The following is a 15,299-nucleotide window of genomic DNA, read 5'->3' on the forward strand; positions in this document are numbered from 1 at the left end:
TCAGGATCGTTCGGAAAACCCGGCAGGCAACTGCCGGGTTTTTTGTTTGTGCGGCTGACAGCGGGCAGCCAGGCTAAGGTCACTTGCCGCTTGACTTACGCAGCCGGCTCCCTCCTATCACCCGCGCAGAATGGGGAACGTGAGAACGATGATTGAGATTCCGGCGCGCTCGCAGATCACTCTCGCAAACTGGCGGACCAATCCCGCCAGCCGGTACAGTTTCCAGCATGTGGCGGAGTTCGTCCCTGTAGCGATGGTTTCCACGGGCACCGGCGGCGAAGAGCCCTCCCCCGGCGAAGGCATTCTGCCGGAGTTGCAACTAGCAGACCGCGACGGTTCGGCGATCCTGGCTCTCGACCACATGCATCGTTCGCACACCGACCATCTCGTCGTCATGCGCGACGGCAAGGTGATAGCCGAGTGGCTGAAGGAAACCGCGGATGCTTCGCGGCCGCATCTCGTCTTCTCGATCTCGAAGTCTGTGACCGGTCTGCTGGCCGGTATTGCCGCCGGCGAATGCAAACTCGATCCTGACGCGCTGGTGCCGCAATACGTGCCGTCGATGCAGGGCTCTGGCTATGCCACCGCGCGCGTGCGCGACCTCCTCGACATGACCGCCGACATCGACTTCGACGAGGAGTATCTCGATGACGGCGGCGCGTTCGACCGCTACCGCCGGGCGATGCTTTGGAACCCCGAGCGCCCTGAAACGACGCCGGAAACGATGGAACAGTTCCTGGCGAGCATCGGCACGCCGAACAACGCGCACGGCAAGCGCTTCTACTACGCCTCACCCAATACCGACCTCCTCGGTCTCGTCATCGAGCGCGCGACGGGCGTGCGCCTCCATAAATACCTCGCCGAGAAGCTTTGGCGGCCGATGGGTGCCAAGGGCATGACCTATGTGACCGTCGACCGGGTCGGCACCGCGCGCGCGGCAGGTGGCATCTGCATGACGACACGCGACCTTGCTCGCATGGGCCTGCTCGTCCTCAACTGCGGACGCAACCAGCAGGGCGAGCAGGTGGTGCCCGCCGACTGGATCGAGGACCTGCGCAACAACGGCGACCGCCAGGCTTGGGTCGACGGCAATTTCGCCGACATGTTCGCGAACGGCCGCTACCGCTCGTGCTGGTACGATGTCGGTGATGAACGCGGGAGCTTCGCCGCCGTCGGCATTCACGGCCAGTGGCTATGGGTCGACCCAACCAATCGTGTCATCATAGCCAAGACCTCATCCCGTCCCGCGCCCAGCGACGATGATGAAACGGCACTCGAAATCCACATCCTCTCGCAGATCGCCAAGGCATTCTAAGTAGGTTCGTCATGACGGCTCGCCCTTCCTTCACCCCCCTCGTCCGGTCCCTGCCAGCATCGGTTCCCTTCGTCGGACCGGAGACGCAGGAGCGCGCCCGCGGTCGCGCCTTCCGCGCGCGTATCGGCGCCAACGAGAATGGGTTCGGTCCCTCGCCGAAGGTGAAGGCGGCGATCCGCGAAACCGCTGACGGCGTCTGGATGTATGCCGATCCGGAGCATCATGAGCTGAAGGGCGCGCTGGCAAAGCACCTCGGCGTCGGCACCAGAAACATCGTCATTGACGGCGGCATCGACGGCCTGCTCGGCCTGCTTGTTCGCTTGATGATCTCGGAAGGCCTGCCGGTCGTGACCTCGCTCGGCGCGTATCCCACTTTCAACTATCACGTTGCCGGCTTCGGCGGCCGGTTGGTCACTGTCCCCTATGTCAATGACAAGGAAGACCCCGAGAGCCTGCTCGACGCTGTGCGCAAGGAAAACGCGCCGCTCGTCTACCTCGCCAACCCCGACAACCCGATGGGTTCCTGGTGGGAAGCGGACGAGATCAACCGGATGATCGAGCAACTCCCGGAGACGACGCTGCTGGTGCTCGACGAGGCGTATTGCGAGTTTGCGCCGGCCTCCTCGATCCCGGCGATCGACGTCTCCCGGCCGAACGTCATCCGCATGCGCACGTTCTCGAAGGCGTACGGCCTTGCCGGCATGCGTGTGGGTTACGCGATCGGCGAGGAGAACCTGATCAGCGCGTTCGACAAGATCCGCAATCACTTTGGCATGAACCGGCTGGCGATGACTGCCGCGCATGCGGCGTTGGAGGACCAGGCGTATCTGCAAACCGTCATCTTGCAGGTCGCCGATGCGCGCGAGCGGATCGGCAGGATCGCCGCTGCCAACGGCCTCGTCGCCCTACCCTCAGCCACCAACTTCGTCGCAATCGACTGTGGTCACGACGGTGCCTTTGCCATGCGCGTCCTGCAGGAGCTGGTCGCCCGGGACGTGTTCGTGCGCAAGCCAATGTCTCCGATCCAGGACCGCTGCATCCGCATTTCCGTCGGTCCGGCGGCTGAACTCGACGTGTTTGAGGCCGAACTTCCCGCCGCGCTCGAAGCCGCATCAAAGAGCTGAACACCACCATTTGGTGTAGCGTTTGGCTATGGGCTTGCAATTAATTGAACGTTCGTTTCATTCTGTCCTTAGGAGGACAGAATGGCACGAACAGCTGGCTCGGACGGTGAGCGCACGGAAGCCTTGATCCGGGAGGCGGCGGCTCGCCTGATCGCGCGGCACGGCTACGAGGCCATGTCGATGCGCCAGCTCGCGGCCGAAGTCGGCGTGCAGGCTGCCTCGCTCTACCGCTATTTCCCGACCAAGGAAGACCTGCTGTTTGCGCTGATGCGCGAGCACATGGAGCAGCTGCTCGCCAGCTGGGCAGAGGCGGCGCCAACGGGCGCATCCGCGCCGGAACGCCTGACCGCGTTCGTGCGCAACCACATCCACTTCCATGTCGAGCGCCGCCACTCCACCCACGTCAACAACATGGAGCTGCGCTCTCTGTCGCCGCAGCGCCTCAGCGCGATCCTCAAGATGCGCAACACCTACGAAAAGGAGTTGCGGCAGATCCTGCGCGAGGGCGCGGCCGACGGATCGTTCACCGTCGACGACGTCACTCTGACCGCCATGGCGATCATCCAGATGATCACCGGTGTGATCGTCTGGTTCAGGCCGGACGAGCGCCTTTCCGTGAATGAAGTCACGACTACCTACCACCGAATGACCATGCGCCTCGTCGGAGCACGGGAAGCTAGGGAGTAAGCCGATGTATGACCACGTCATGAATTTCGGCCTGGGCGAAGAAATCGATGCGCTTCGCGAGACGGTACGCCGCTTCGCGCAGGACCGGATCGCGCCGCAGGCTGACGCAATTGATGCCGGCAACGACTTTCCGGCGCCGCTCTGGAGGGAGATGGGGGAGCTCGGCCTGCTCGGCATTACCGCCGATCCGCACTATGGCGGCACTGGCATGGGCTATCTCGCCCATGTCGTGGCGATGGAGGAGATCTCGCGGGCGTCAGCTTCGGTTGGCCTCTCCTACGGCGCGCACTCGAACCTCTGCGTCAACCAGATCAACCGCTGGGGCACGGTGGCGCAGAAGGAAAAATATCTGCCGCCGCTCTGCACCGGCGAAGCGGTCGGCGCCCTTGCCATGTCCGAACCCGGCTCGGGCTCGGACGTCGTGTCGATGCGGCTGCGCGCGGAGAAGAAGAACGACCGCTACGTGCTGAACGGCACCAAGATGTGGATCACCAACGGCCCGGAGGCGAGCACACTGGTCGTCTATGCCAAGACCGACCCGGAGAAGAATTCGCGAGGCATCACCGCCTTCATCATCGAGAAGACGATGCCGGGCTTTTCGGTTGCGCAGAAACTCGACAAGCTTGGCATGCGCGGCTCGAACACCGGCGAGCTCGTTTTCGAGGACGTCGAGGTGCCGTTCGAAAACGTGCTGCACGAGGAAGGCCGCGGCGTGGAGGTGCTGATGTCAGGCCTCGACTATGAGCGCGTCGTGCTGTCCGGTGGGCCGCTCGGCATCATGGCGGCGGCAATGGACGTGGCCGTCCCGTACGTCCAGGAACGGCAGCAGTTCGGCCAGCCGATCGGCGCGTTTCAGCTGGTGCAGGGCAAGCTCGCCGACATGTACACGACGATGAATGCGTGCCGCGCCTATGTCTACGCGGTGGCGGCCGCCTGCGACCGCAGGGAGACGACGCGCAAGGATGCCGCCGGCTGCATCCTCTATGCTGCCGAGAAGGCGACGCAGATCGCGCTCGACGCGATCCAGCTCTTGGGCGGCAACGGCTACATCAACGAGTATCCGACCGGCCGCCTGCTGCGCGACGCCAAACTCTACGAGATCGGCGCCGGCACGAGCGAGATCCGGCGCTGGCTGATCGGACGGGAGATCATGTCGGAAGCGGTTTGACCCCTTCCCCTTCCCGCCTTTAGCGGCCACACTCAGCGGCGACTCCAAGAGGATACGATGCCGACACTACACTCGCAGCTGTCTACCTCTTCCGATGCGTTCAAGGCCAATGCGGAAGCGATGAAGGCGCTGGTTGCCGACATCGCCGACAAGGCCTCCGTCGTTGAGCGAGGCGGGCCGGATGAGGCGCGCGAACGACACATGTCGCGCGGCAAGCTCTTGCCCCGCGAGCGGCTGGCGCAGCTCATCGACACCGGGTCGCCCTTCCTCGAGATCGGCCAGTTCGCAGCGTGGGGCATGTATGGCGAGCATATTTCCTCGGCCGGCATGATCGCGGGCATAGGCCGCGTCGAGGGCGCCGAATGCATGATCGTCATCAACGACGCGACGGTAAAGGGCGGCACCTACTACCCGGTCACAGTGAAGAAGCACCTGCGCGCGCAGGAAATCGCGATGCAGAACAACTTGCCCTGCATCTACCTGGTCGACTCGGGCGGCGCGAACCTGCCCAATCAGGACGAGGTGTTCCCTGACCGCGAGCATTTTGGGCGCATCTTCTATAACCAGGCCAACATGTCGGCGGCAGGCATCCCGCAGATCGCCTGCGTAATGGGCTCATGCACGGCGGGAGGGGCCTATGTCCCGGCCATGTCCGACGAAACCATCATGGTGAAGAACCAGGCGACGATCTTCCTTGGCGGCCCGCCGCTGGTGAAGGCGGCGACTGGCGAGGAAGTTACGGCGGAGGAACTGGGCGGCGCGGACCTGCATACCCGCGAATCCGGCGTTGCCGACCACTACGCGGTTGATGACCGCCATGCGCTGGCGATCGTCCGGCAGATCGTGAAGAACCTCAACCGCGGCAAGAACATAAGCCTGAAACTGACCACGCCGCGACCGCCGCTATACGACCCGGAAGAAATCTACGGCGTCGTCCCGTCGGACCTGCGCAAGCCATACGATGTCCGCGAAGTGATCGCGCGGCTGGTCGATGGCTCGGAGTTCGACGAGTTCAAGCAGTACTACGGCACGACGCTCGTCACCGGCTTTGCGCACCTCTACGGCATGCCCGTCGGCATCATCGGCAACAATGGCGTGCTTTTCTCGGAAAGCGCGCTTAAGGGCGCGCATTTCATCGAGCTGTGCTGCCAGCGCAAGATCCCGCTGATCTTCCTGCAGAACATCACCGGCTTCATGGTCGGGCGCAAATACGAGGCCGGAGGCATCGCCAAGGACGGCGCCAAGCTGGTGACGACGGTGGCGACCGCACAGGTGCCGAAGCTCACCGTCATCATTGGTGGCTCGTTCGGCGCAGGCAATTACGGCATGTGCGGCAGGGCCTATTCGCCCCGCTTCCTGTGGATGTGGCCCAACGCGCGCATTTCGGTGATGGGGGGCGAACAGGCGGCGACCGTGCTGGCACTGGTCAAGCGCGAAGGGATTGAGCGGCGCGGCGACTCATGGTCAGCCGAAGAGGAAGCGGCGTTCCGCGCGCCGATCCTGGAAAAATACGAGCGCGAGGGACATCCGCTCTATTCGTCCGCACGGCTGTGGGACGACGGCATCATCGACCCGGCGCGCACCCGCGACGTGCTGGCGCTCAGCCTGTCGGCAGCACTCAACGCGCCGATCGGCGAGACGAAATTCGGCGTATTCCGGATGTAATTGAGTCCGAATCAAAACGGGCGCCCCTCTTGCGAAGAGCGCCCGTCCAGGGATCGGATATCAGGCGTTACCGTGCGCCTGCTCGGATAAAGCGTCCGTGCGCGGTGAGATGCCAGCCGCTTCCTCGCACTGTTCCACATGACGCAGGAGCGCCTGGTTCGAGAGAACCGCGCTGATCGTGGTGATGTCGCGGCCCTGGTAACGGGGTAGCTGCTGGACTTCCTTCAGCCTCTCGAGAAGTGCGAGTCGGGTCATGGCAATCCCTTTCCTTGACTGCAGGCGTTACGGGGACTTCCGTCGGCTCAGGCGGCCTTCTTGCCTGGCTTGAACGGAATTTCGATATCGACCGCGAGGGTCGACATCTGGTCGCCGCGCTCCATCGTCACACTGACCTTTTCCTGGTCGATCTTCATGTGCTTCTGGATCACGCGGAGGATCTCGTCGCGCAGCTTCGCGACCAGATCGGAATCGCCGCCGACGACTGCCCGTTCATGTGCGAGGAGGACCTGCAACCTTTCGCGGGCGGCCGGTGCGGATGAGGGTGGACGGGAGAATATGCGGAACAGGTTCATGCCGCTTTCCTTCCGAAGATCTTGCCGAAGAAGCCCCGCTTTTCATTGCCCGGAACGGTGACCTCGAGCTCCTCGCCCTTCAGTCGGCGGGCAGCGTCGAAATACGCACGCGACGGCGCGCTGGAGCCGTCTGCGATCGTGACCGGCGCGCCGACGTTCGAGGCGCGCAGAACGTCCATGCTCTCCGGGATGATGCCGAGGAGCGGGATCGACAGGATCTCGAGGACGTCGTCGACCTTGAGCATGTCGCCGCGCGCGGCGCGGGCCGGATCGTAGCGGGTCAGCAGCAGGTGCTTTTCCATCCGCTCGCCGGCCTCGGCCTTAAGGGTCTTGGAGTCCAGCAGGCCGATGATGCGATCGGAGTCGCGAACCGAGGAGACTTCCGGGTTGGTGACGACGATCGCAACGTCCGCATGGCGCATGGCCAGGGTCGCGCCGCGCTCTATGCCTGCCGGGCTGTCGCAGATGACCCAGTCGAAGCTCTTCTTGAGGGCGGCGATGACCTTCTCGACACCTTCGGGCGTGAGGTGATCCTTGTCGCGGGTCTGGGAGGCAGGCAGCAGGTAGAGGGTTTCGAGGCGCTTGTCGCGGATTAGCGCCTGGGTGAGCTTTGCATCGCCCTGGATGACGTTGACGATATCGTAGACGACGCGACGCTCGGCACCCATGACGAGGTCGAGGTTGCGAAGGCCGACGTCAAAGTCCACCACGACGACCTTTTCGCCGCCCTGCGCAAGAGCAGCTCCGAGCGCAGCCGACGACGTCGTCTTGCCGACGCCGCCTTTGCCCGATGTGACTACGATTACCTTGCCCATTGAACTCTCCTGTTGTTGGGCTGCCTGCTGCTCAGCCAAGTGTGCCCGTCCTGATGGTTTCGCCTTCGAGCCAGATCTGCACGGCCTGCCCATGCAGATCCTGTTCCAGGTCCTCGGCTGTCTTGTAGTAACCGTCGATGGCGATGAGCTCTGCCTCCAGTTTGCGGCAGAAGATGCGCGCGGTGGAGTTACCCATGGTGCCGGCGAGCGCGCGCCCGCGCAGCGTGCCATAGACGTGGATGGAGCCACCCGCGATGATCTCCGCGCCCGAGGCGACGGAGCCGACGATGGTGACATCCCCATCGGGGTAGAAAATCGACTGGCCGGAACGGACCGGCTCCGAAACCATCAGCGAAGGCGAGACCTTGACCGACGGAAGCTCGACGGGAACGACCTCGTGCTCTTCCTCGACGGCCTCAACCGCGGCCTTCTCTTCCTTCGCCTTCGGCGCCGCTTCGGACGCTACCGGCGTCTCGATGTCGCCGGCCGGACGCCCGTCGGTCATCGCCGGCGGAAGGTCGGGACCTAAAATCGACGGACGCGCACCCTCAATGCCCATCACGCGCACATTGCGCGCATTGAGCTGGTTCACCAGTTCGCGCAGCTGCTCGCGGTCGATGGCAAGGTTCGTCAGATCGAGAACGACGGGGCGGCGCAGGAAGAAGCCTGCCGAGCGAGCCGCCAGATCATCCAGCCTGACCAACCAGTCTTCGATGGGAAGATCCGGGGTCAGCGCAAGGGCAAGGAAGGACCGCCCCTTGAGGCGTATGGGCCTGGGTTGAGTTAACACGTCGTTCATCTTGGTAAATTTTCGGTTTCTTCGGTGTATCGAGGGATTGGTTAACAAAAGGTTAATTAAGGCTTTAGGAAGGTACCGCTCGGAGCCCCAAACCGCCCGTTTCCAGAGCTGCAATCAAACGAGAACAACGCATCTTTTCGCTTTCTTTTCAGCCACTTGGCTAACACCGGCCGATTGAAACGAAATGTTACCGCACCGCCATTGCCCGAGGCTTGCGTCGTAGAAGCCCGTTCGGCAACAGGTCTTCCGGCTTTGGCAGCTTGCTGCTATTGCCCCCTACCTTGCTGCGGCATCGCCCGCGCGTTGAAGTTGCCCCCGAAAGCCCAGCAACCGGCAGGAAATGATGCACATCCAGAGCTTCGACACTGTCATCCTGGGCGCCGGCGCGGCCGGTATGATGTGTGCGATTCACGCGGCAGCTAAGGGCGGGCGCGTCCTCATCATCGATCACGCCAAGGCTCCGGGCGAAAAGATTCGCATCTCCGGGGGTGGCCGCTGCAATTTCACCAATCTCGGGGCCAGCGCGAAGAATTTTCTCTCCGGCAACCCGCATTTCGCCAAGTCGGCGCTCGGCCGCTTCACGCAGCATGACTTCATCGCCATGGTCGAGAAGCACCGCATCGCCTGGCACGAAAAGACACTCGGTCAGCTCTTCTGCGACAACTCCGCCAGGGACATCATCGACATGCTGACCGCGGAAATGGCGCAGAACGGCGTCGAACTACGGCTGCGCACGACGCTCGAGAGCGTGACGAAAACCGAAAGCGGATTTTCCGTCAGCCTCGGCGGCGACGGCGCGGCGCGGATCAGCTGCAGGAATTTCGTCGTCGCCAGCGGCGGCAAATCGATCCCCAAGATGGGCGCGACTGGCCTCGGCTACCAGATCGCCAGCCAGTTCGGCCTTGAGGTCACGGAGACGCGGGCGGCTCTCGTTCCCCTCACCTTCGGCGAAGATATGCTGGTGCACTTTCGCGAGATGGCAGGCGTCGCCACCAGCGCGCGAATCTCATGCGGCAAAACCTCGTTCGAGGAAGCGCTCCTTTTCACCCATCGCGGTCTTTCAGGACCCGCGATCCTGCAGATCTCATCCTACTGGCGGGAAAAGCAGCCGATCCGCGTCTGTCTTCTCCCCGAGATAAACGTTGCGGCTGAGCTTGTCGCGGCGAAGCGGCAGAACCCGCGCCAGCAGATCGCGACGGCGCTCGGCGACCTTCTCCCGAAACGGCTTGCCGCTTACTTCGCGCAGACGAATGGCTGGTCAGGACCATTGGGCGAAACCAGCGACAAGAAACTGACCGAGATTGGCCAGCTGATCCAGGGCTGGGAGATTTTCCCGATCGGCTCCGAAGGCTACCGGACCGCGGAAGTGACGCTAGGTGGCGTCGATACGTCCGGCCTCAACTCGCGCACCATGGAGGCCAGGGACGTACCCGGCCTGTACTTCATCGGCGAGGTGGTCGACGTGACCGGCTGGCTGGGTGGCTATAACTTCCAGTGGGCCTGGTCGTCAGGCTGGGCGGCAGGCACGGCGATCGCCGAACGCGCGGCGTGACCGCACCTACCTTCGCGCGTCAGACGCCGGCTATTTCCGCCTTCCAGAAGCGGTAGAGGCCGTCGATGTCACTGGAGGTCATCAGCGACATCGCCCGGCTCAGCACCTCCTCCGGCCAGTCCCACCAGCAGATTTCCAGCAGCTTTTCGATCTCCTCATCGCTGAAGCGCTTGCGGATCACCCGCGCCGGATTACCTCCGACAATCGCGTAAGGCTCGACGTCGCGGGTCACCAGCGCCCGCGTACCGATGATCGCACCGTGCCCAACCTGCACGCCCGGCATGATGATCGCCTCCGAGCCGATCCAGACGTCGTTGCCGACGACCGTATCCCCGGCGGGGAGATAGCCGTTGGCGGCGCCTTCGAACTCCAGCGCATCCGGCACAAATGCGAACGGGAACGTGCTGATCCACTCGCTGCGGTGCCCCTGGTTGCCGGCCATGATGAAGGCTGCGCCCGATCCAATTGAGCAGAACGAGCCAATCACCAGCCGGTCGCCATCCTCGTCGGGCAGAAGATAGCGGGCGCAATCCTCGAAGCTGTGGCGGTGATAGTAGCCGGAATAGTAGCTGTAGCGTCCCACACTGATGCGCGGGTTAGAGACCTGACGGTCAAGCGGAATGCCCTTGAACGGGCTCTCGAAAAAGTTGGTCATGTTGTCCACCTGCACGGACCTGCGGCAGGCAGCTGCCTGCGGTCGGTCCTAAGATTTTGGGGTAATTGAAGGTGAGCGGCAACGGCCGGAGCCTTGCCGGTCGTGAGTTCCTGGCACGCGGTGCCGGAACTAGCTGCAGGTGGTACAGTGCGTCGCCTTCATGCGAAAAATTGTAGAGCGAGGAGCGCTGCGTCGCAAGCCGGGATTTGCTCGGGTTACCGGTCGCCATTGACGAGTTCGAGAACCAGCCGGTGCACATTCCCGCCATCGCTCATCTCGACGCGGTCGAAGTCGCGACTGCGGGCGCGCTGGCGCTCGGAGATCGGGCCCAGCTGGCTCTGCAGCGCGGCGCGCACCTTCTTGCAGTCGGGGTCGTTCGGCGCGCTGAGACCGACCGAGACCTTTTCAATCTCCTTCACCATGTCGACAATGATGTCGCCGTGCACCTTCTCGTGCGCGGTGACTCCCGAAATGAAGCGCTCCCACAGCCGCTTCGTCGCCGCCGGCATGTTTCCTGACGCCTTCGGCAGTCGGTAGGTGATGGTGAGGCTGGGCCGCGCCGAGACCAGCTTGCAGGAGCCGTCCGGCTGGGGGCGGTAGTCGCGCGACCAGAGCAGCTTGAAATCCGTGTAGGCGATGACGTTCCCTGGCCCGACCCGCGGGCCGTTCGCGCCGATCGACCGATAGAGCTCGATGCCCGAGCCGCCGCTGACGCGGTAGTGCTCGACGCGTTCCTGCGGCTTCCAGTCGGCAGCGATGGCCAAAGTCGGCGCGAGCGCGCAGGCGGCGAAGATAAAGGGACGGAAGAAACGAAGCATCTGGCCTCCGGAAAATCGCCGCCAAGATGCCCCGGATGTTTCCGCAAACACAAGAACCGGCGATGCTGGACGAGGCGATAAGCCTTCCCTACTCTGCGACCTGGAGAAAAGGGAGAAGCCGATGTTCGACAAGGTCCTGATCGCCAACCGCGGTGAAATCGCCTGCCGGATCATCCGCACCGCGCGAAGGATGGGCATCGCTACCGTCGCCGTTTACTCCGACGCCGATACGCGAGCTCTGCATCTCGAAATGGCCGACGAGGCGGTGCATATCGGCCCCTCCCCGGTCAGCGAAAGCTATCTCGTTGCCGAAAGGATCATCGAGGCGGCACTTTCGACCGGCGCTCAAGCGATTCATCCGGGCTACGGCTTCCTTTCGGAAAACCCAGACTTCGTCGAAATGGTGGAGACCGCCGGGCTCGTCTTCATTGGCCCTTCCGCCAAGGCGATCCGCGCCATGGGCCTCAAGGACGCGGCAAAGCGGCTAATGGAGCGCGCGGGCGTGCCGGTGGTGCCCGGCTATCATGGCGAGGCGCAGGAACTTGTCGTGCTCGCAACCAAAGCGCGGGAAATCGGCTACCCGGTCCTCATCAAGGCGCGCGCGGGCGGCGGCGGCAAGGGCATGCGACGCGTCGACGACCCGGACGATTTTCACGAGGCGCTGGCGGCAGCCAAGCGCGAGGCGAAGGCTGCCTTCGGCGACGAGCGGGTGCTGGTCGAAAAATACATCTCGAAGCCGCGCCACATCGAGGTGCAGGTGTTCGGCGACATGCACGGCAATGTCGTCCACCTCTACGAGCGTGACTGCTCGGCGCAGCGCCGCCACCAGAAGGTGATCGAGGAAGCCCCTGCCCCCGGCATGACCGCAGAAATGCGGGCGGCGATGACCGAAGCGGCGGTCACGGCCGCGAAGACGATCCACTACACCGGCGCCGGCACGATCGAGTTCATCGTCGATGCCTCGGAGGGGCTGCGGCCTGACCGGTTCTGGTTCATGGAAATGAACACCCGATTGCAGGTCGAGCATCCGGTGACAGAGATGATCACCGGCATCGACCTGGTCGAATGGCAGTTCCGGGTCGCCGCCGGCCAGCCGCTGCCGCTGCGCCAGGAGCAGATCCCCCTCAACGGCCATGCTTTCGAGGCGCGGCTCTATGCGGAGGACGCGGCAAAAAGCTTCCTGCCGGCGATCGGTACGCTGCATCATCTGGAATTCCCGCAGGGCGGTGGCGTGCGTGTCGAAACAGGCGTGCGGCAGGGTGATGCGATCTCGCCCTACTACGATCCGATGATCGCCAAGCTCGTCTGCCATGGCGCCGACCGCGCAACCGCGCTCAACTGCCTCTACGACGGGCTGACGAAAACGCGGATTGCAGGTTCGGTCGTCAACACGGCTTTCCTCGCTGCGCTTGCGAGTGACCCCGATTTTGCCGCCGGCGAGGTCGACACCGGCATGATCGAGCGCAAGCAGTCGGAACTGACGCAGACCGAGATGCCGACCTTCCGCGACGTTGCCGCCGCGGCGCTTGCGGCAGGCGAGGTCTCGGTCGATCCGTCGGCTCAGGACCCGTGGCGGGCGCTGGCCGGCTACACGCATTTTCATCCGCTGGAGAAGCAGGTGAAGCTCGCCTTCGGCGAGGAGGAAGTATCGGCGCACCTTGCAGTCAACCGCAACGGCACCGCGCGCATCCGCGTCGGCTCGCTGGCGACGACGCTCGCACTGCAGGAGAAGAACGGCGAGGCGATCCGCTGGCCGGGGCACGTCACCGTGTTTTCGGGAACCGCCAGCCACACCTTCGCCGTGCCGGACCCATTCGAGCTTGCCGAGGCACAGGCAGCCGGAGGCGATGCCCTGCGCGCGCCGATGCCGGGGCTTGTGAAGATTGTTCGCGCGTCAGAGGGTGACGCAGTGAGCAAGGGCCAAGCCCTGCTGATGCTGGAAGCGATGAAAATGGAGCACACGATCTCGGCGCCGCATGACGGCGTCATCGAGACGATCGCGGCTCAGGGCACGCAGGTCACCGAAGGTACGGTGCTGGTGCGCTTCCGCGAGCAGTAGGCAGGTAACGGAAAGGCCGCACCGGCGCTTCCTGCCGGTTACGGCCTTGCTGTTCTCGTCGATCCTCCGGATGCGGCGCGCGCGTCCGACTTTGCCAGTACAAAGGGAGCGTCCATGCGCGGCGCAATCAGTGGACGGTCATCCACTCGCGGGCCTCGCGCAGCGCACGGGCGATGTCCATCTTCGACATGGTCAGGGCGAGTTCGGCACGCATGGTAGCCGCGCGGTCCGATCCCTTGATCGCGGCGATGTTGAGCCACTTGTGGGCGGCGACGAGATCGACGTCGCAGTCGCGGCCGGTGGCGTACATCATGCCGAGTTCGAACAGAACGTCCGCCTGCGCGGAGGAGCCGATACCTGCTTCAAGCACTTCGAAACGAGCCATTTTTCAAGTCCCCTGTGTAACTCTGAGAGCCAGATTTTCCGGCGTGTCCCGCCGTTGTCTTTGATGCTTCGAGGATGCCGTGGAGCCTTGAATCCGCCGTTAAACGGGTTGCTTAACGGCGGGAAAATGAAATCAAAACAAGAGGTAAACCCTGGAATTCGTTAAGGATAGAAGTGCCGGTATTCCGCGGATTTAGATTAAACTGCGCGGAAAATCTTACTTGTCGCCGGAAAGCCTTTGCTAACCACGCGAAACGGTGTCTGCGAGGAAAGTCGGGGTTCTTCTCAGGAAATCGCAGCGCCGGAAGCCTCCCGAGAATGCCGCACATCCCCGCTCTTGCCCTCTTCCGCTCCCGCGCGAGTTCAATTACGCTTACGTTCGCGTAAGTTAAAAGGCCGCCGAATCTGTTTACCTGTCGGGGCCAGGAGGAGGATACATGCTGCGCACGACTGCCCTTGCTGCAATGACTGCCCTGATGCTGACGGGGTCTGCTTACGCCGACGGAATTGTCGGCAAGTGGAAGACGGACAGCGGCGCGATCGCAGAGATCGCCCCGTCCGGCGGCGGCTTCGTCATCACCGTCAGGAGCGGTGCTCACAATGGCAAGCGCATCGGCCAGATGAACCCAGCAGGCAACGGCAAGTACAAGGGCGAGATCACCGATCCCGCAACCGACAAGACCTATTCGGGCAACGCCACTCTCAAGGGGAATTCGCTCGCCATGCAGGGCTGCGTGGCGGCGATCTTCTGCAAGACGCAGAACTGGAAGCGCCAGTAGGCAATGGCGGCAGGCGGCTCTTGCTGCCGCCTGCCCTCTTCATCTTCAGCGCGCGCGCTGGCCGAACAGGACCTTCTGGGCTTCCTTGTCGTCGGCGATGTTGCGGCGGTGCTCCTGCCCGACCGACCACCCGCGCTCGACGGCGGGGCGCGCCGACATCGTCTCGAACCAGCGCTTCAGGTTCGGGAACTCCTCGATATCCTGCCCCTGGTTCTTGTATGGCCGTATCCAGCCGACGCAGGCCATGTCCGCAATCGAGTACTCGCCGGCGAGGAATTCGCGGTCGGCAAGGCGCCGGTTCATGACGCCATAGAGGCGGTTGCACTCGTCGGTGTAGCGCTTGATCGCATACGGCACCTGCTCGGGCGCATACTGGCGGAAGTGGTGCGCCTGTCCGGCCATTGGTCCGAGGCCGCCGACCTGCCAGAACAGCCACTGGTCCACATCGACACGCTGGCGCTCGTCCGACGGATAGAAGCGGCCGAACTTGCGGCCGAGATACTGCAGGATCGCGCCCGACTCGAAGATCGAGATCGGCTCGCCGCCGGGCCCCTCCGGATCAACGATTGCGGGCATGCGGTTGTTCGGCGAGATCTTCAGGAACTCCGGTTCGAACTGCTCACCCTTGCCGATGTTGACGTACTGCACCTCGTAGGGAACGCCGAGCTCCTCGAGCATGATGGTGATCTTCCAGCCGTTGGGAGTCGGCCAGTAGTGAACCTGAATTGGCACGGTCTGGGTCGTCATCAAATTCCTCCAAATGTGGTGGCCCGGAACAAAGCACATGCCGGCAGCAACTGCCAACGAATAGGATTTAGGGTTCTGTTAAGATCATTGAACCGCAGATGAACGGAGAAATCAGGGTCGGTTCAGCCACGATCGGGCACCTTCTCGCCATAAAGAAGGA

At 63.3% G+C, this 15,299-nt stretch carries 16 protein-coding genes; 8 read left to right on the forward strand and 8 right to left on the reverse strand.

The window, feature by feature from the left end:
- Positions 1-148: 148 nt before the first annotated feature.
- From L630_RS0109655 to L630_RS0109675, 5 genes are all read left to right on the forward strand, one after another.
- Positions 149-1,315: a serine hydrolase gene (locus tag L630_RS0109655; protein ID WP_034329876.1), complete on the forward strand. Its 1,167-nt coding sequence runs from the start codon at positions 149-151 to the stop codon at positions 1,313-1,315.
- 11 nt (positions 1,316-1,326) lie between these two features.
- Positions 1,327-2,439: a pyridoxal phosphate-dependent aminotransferase gene (locus tag L630_RS0109660; protein WP_024848056.1), complete on the forward strand. Its 1,113-nt coding sequence runs from the start codon at positions 1,327-1,329 to the stop codon at positions 2,437-2,439.
- 81 nt (positions 2,440-2,520) lie between these two features.
- Positions 2,521-3,126 carry a TetR/AcrR family transcriptional regulator gene (locus L630_RS0109665; RefSeq protein WP_024848057.1) on the forward strand — a complete coding sequence of 202 codons (606 nt, stop codon included), beginning with the start codon at positions 2,521-2,523 and terminating at the stop codon, positions 3,124-3,126.
- 4 nt (positions 3,127-3,130) lie between these two features.
- Entirely contained in the window at positions 3,131-4,294 is a 1,164-nt protein-coding gene (locus L630_RS0109670; protein ID WP_024848058.1) for an isovaleryl-CoA dehydrogenase, read from the forward strand.
- 57 nt (positions 4,295-4,351) lie between these two features.
- Positions 4,352-5,959 carry a carboxyl transferase domain-containing protein gene (locus tag L630_RS0109675; RefSeq protein WP_024848059.1) on the forward strand — a complete coding sequence of 536 codons (1,608 nt, stop codon included), beginning with the start codon at positions 4,352-4,354 and terminating at the stop codon, positions 5,957-5,959.
- A gap of 60 nt (positions 5,960-6,019) precedes the next feature.
- Here L630_RS0109675 and L630_RS0109680 read toward each other — a convergent pair whose 3' ends face one another.
- Genes L630_RS0109680 through minC form a run of 4 tightly spaced genes read right to left on the reverse strand, consistent with a single transcriptional unit; the run spans position 6,020 to position 8,145 of the window.
- Positions 6,020-6,214, reverse strand: a complete 195-nt coding sequence (locus L630_RS0109680; protein ID WP_024848060.1) for a hypothetical protein — start codon at positions 6,212-6,214, stop codon at positions 6,020-6,022.
- 47 nt (positions 6,215-6,261) lie between these two features.
- Positions 6,262-6,531 carry a cell division topological specificity factor MinE gene (gene minE, locus L630_RS0109685; RefSeq protein WP_024848061.1) on the reverse strand — a complete coding sequence of 90 codons (270 nt, stop codon included), beginning with the start codon at positions 6,529-6,531 and terminating at the stop codon, positions 6,262-6,264.
- Positions 6,528-7,346 carry a septum site-determining protein MinD gene (gene minD / locus L630_RS0109690; protein WP_024848062.1) on the reverse strand — a complete coding sequence of 273 codons (819 nt, stop codon included), beginning with the start codon at positions 7,344-7,346 and terminating at the stop codon, positions 6,528-6,530. Before minD ends, minE begins: the two co-directional genes overlap by 4 nt.
- Before the next feature lie 31 nt (positions 7,347-7,377).
- Positions 7,378-8,145 (reverse strand): septum site-determining protein MinC, encoded by a 768-nt coding sequence (gene minC / locus L630_RS0109695; RefSeq protein ID WP_024848063.1) that lies wholly within the window; start codon positions 8,143-8,145, stop codon positions 7,378-7,380.
- 349 nt (positions 8,146-8,494) lie between these two features.
- Between minC and L630_RS0109700 the strand changes: the two genes are divergently transcribed.
- Complete coding sequence (locus L630_RS0109700; protein ID WP_024848064.1) at positions 8,495-9,697, forward strand: NAD(P)/FAD-dependent oxidoreductase; 1,203 nt, start codon at positions 8,495-8,497, stop codon at positions 9,695-9,697.
- Positions 9,698-9,716: 19 nt separating this feature from the next.
- Here the strand turns inward: L630_RS0109700 and catB are convergent, their stop codons facing one another.
- Both catB and L630_RS0109710 read right to left on the reverse strand, forming a co-directional pair.
- Positions 9,717-10,352: a type B chloramphenicol O-acetyltransferase gene (gene catB / locus L630_RS0109705; protein WP_024848065.1), complete on the reverse strand. Its 636-nt coding sequence runs from the start codon at positions 10,350-10,352 to the stop codon at positions 9,717-9,719.
- 215 nt (positions 10,353-10,567) lie between these two features.
- Positions 10,568-11,170, reverse strand: coding sequence for a DUF922 domain-containing protein (locus L630_RS0109710; protein WP_024848066.1), 603 nt, complete (start codon positions 11,168-11,170; stop codon positions 10,568-10,570).
- 121 nt (positions 11,171-11,291) lie between these two features.
- Between L630_RS0109710 and L630_RS21270 the strand changes: the two genes are divergently transcribed.
- The gene (locus L630_RS21270; protein WP_034329879.1) at positions 11,292-13,229 is read left to right on the forward strand and encodes an acetyl/propionyl/methylcrotonyl-CoA carboxylase subunit alpha; all 1,938 of its coding nucleotides are present in this window, start codon (positions 11,292-11,294) and stop codon (positions 13,227-13,229) included.
- 127 nt (positions 13,230-13,356) lie between these two features.
- On the opposite strand, the gene L630_RS0109720 is transcribed toward L630_RS21270, so the two are convergent.
- Positions 13,357-13,614, reverse strand: coding sequence for a sel1 repeat family protein (locus L630_RS0109720; RefSeq protein WP_024848067.1), 258 nt, complete (start codon positions 13,612-13,614; stop codon positions 13,357-13,359).
- A 436-nt stretch (positions 13,615-14,050) separates the two neighbouring features.
- Between L630_RS0109720 and L630_RS0109725 the strand changes: the two genes are divergently transcribed.
- Entirely contained in the window at positions 14,051-14,392 is a 342-nt protein-coding gene (locus L630_RS0109725) for a DUF2147 domain-containing protein (protein ID WP_024848068.1), read from the forward strand.
- A gap of 45 nt (positions 14,393-14,437) precedes the next feature.
- Here the strand turns inward: L630_RS0109725 and L630_RS0109730 are convergent, their stop codons facing one another.
- Positions 14,438-15,139: a glutathione S-transferase N-terminal domain-containing protein gene (locus L630_RS0109730; RefSeq protein ID WP_024848069.1), complete on the reverse strand. Its 702-nt coding sequence runs from the start codon at positions 15,137-15,139 to the stop codon at positions 14,438-14,440.
- Between the last annotated feature and the right edge of the window lie 160 nt (positions 15,140-15,299).

Source organism: Aminobacter sp. J41 (assembly GCF_000526635.1).
Lineage (GTDB): Bacteria > Pseudomonadota > Alphaproteobacteria > Rhizobiales > Rhizobiaceae > Aerobium.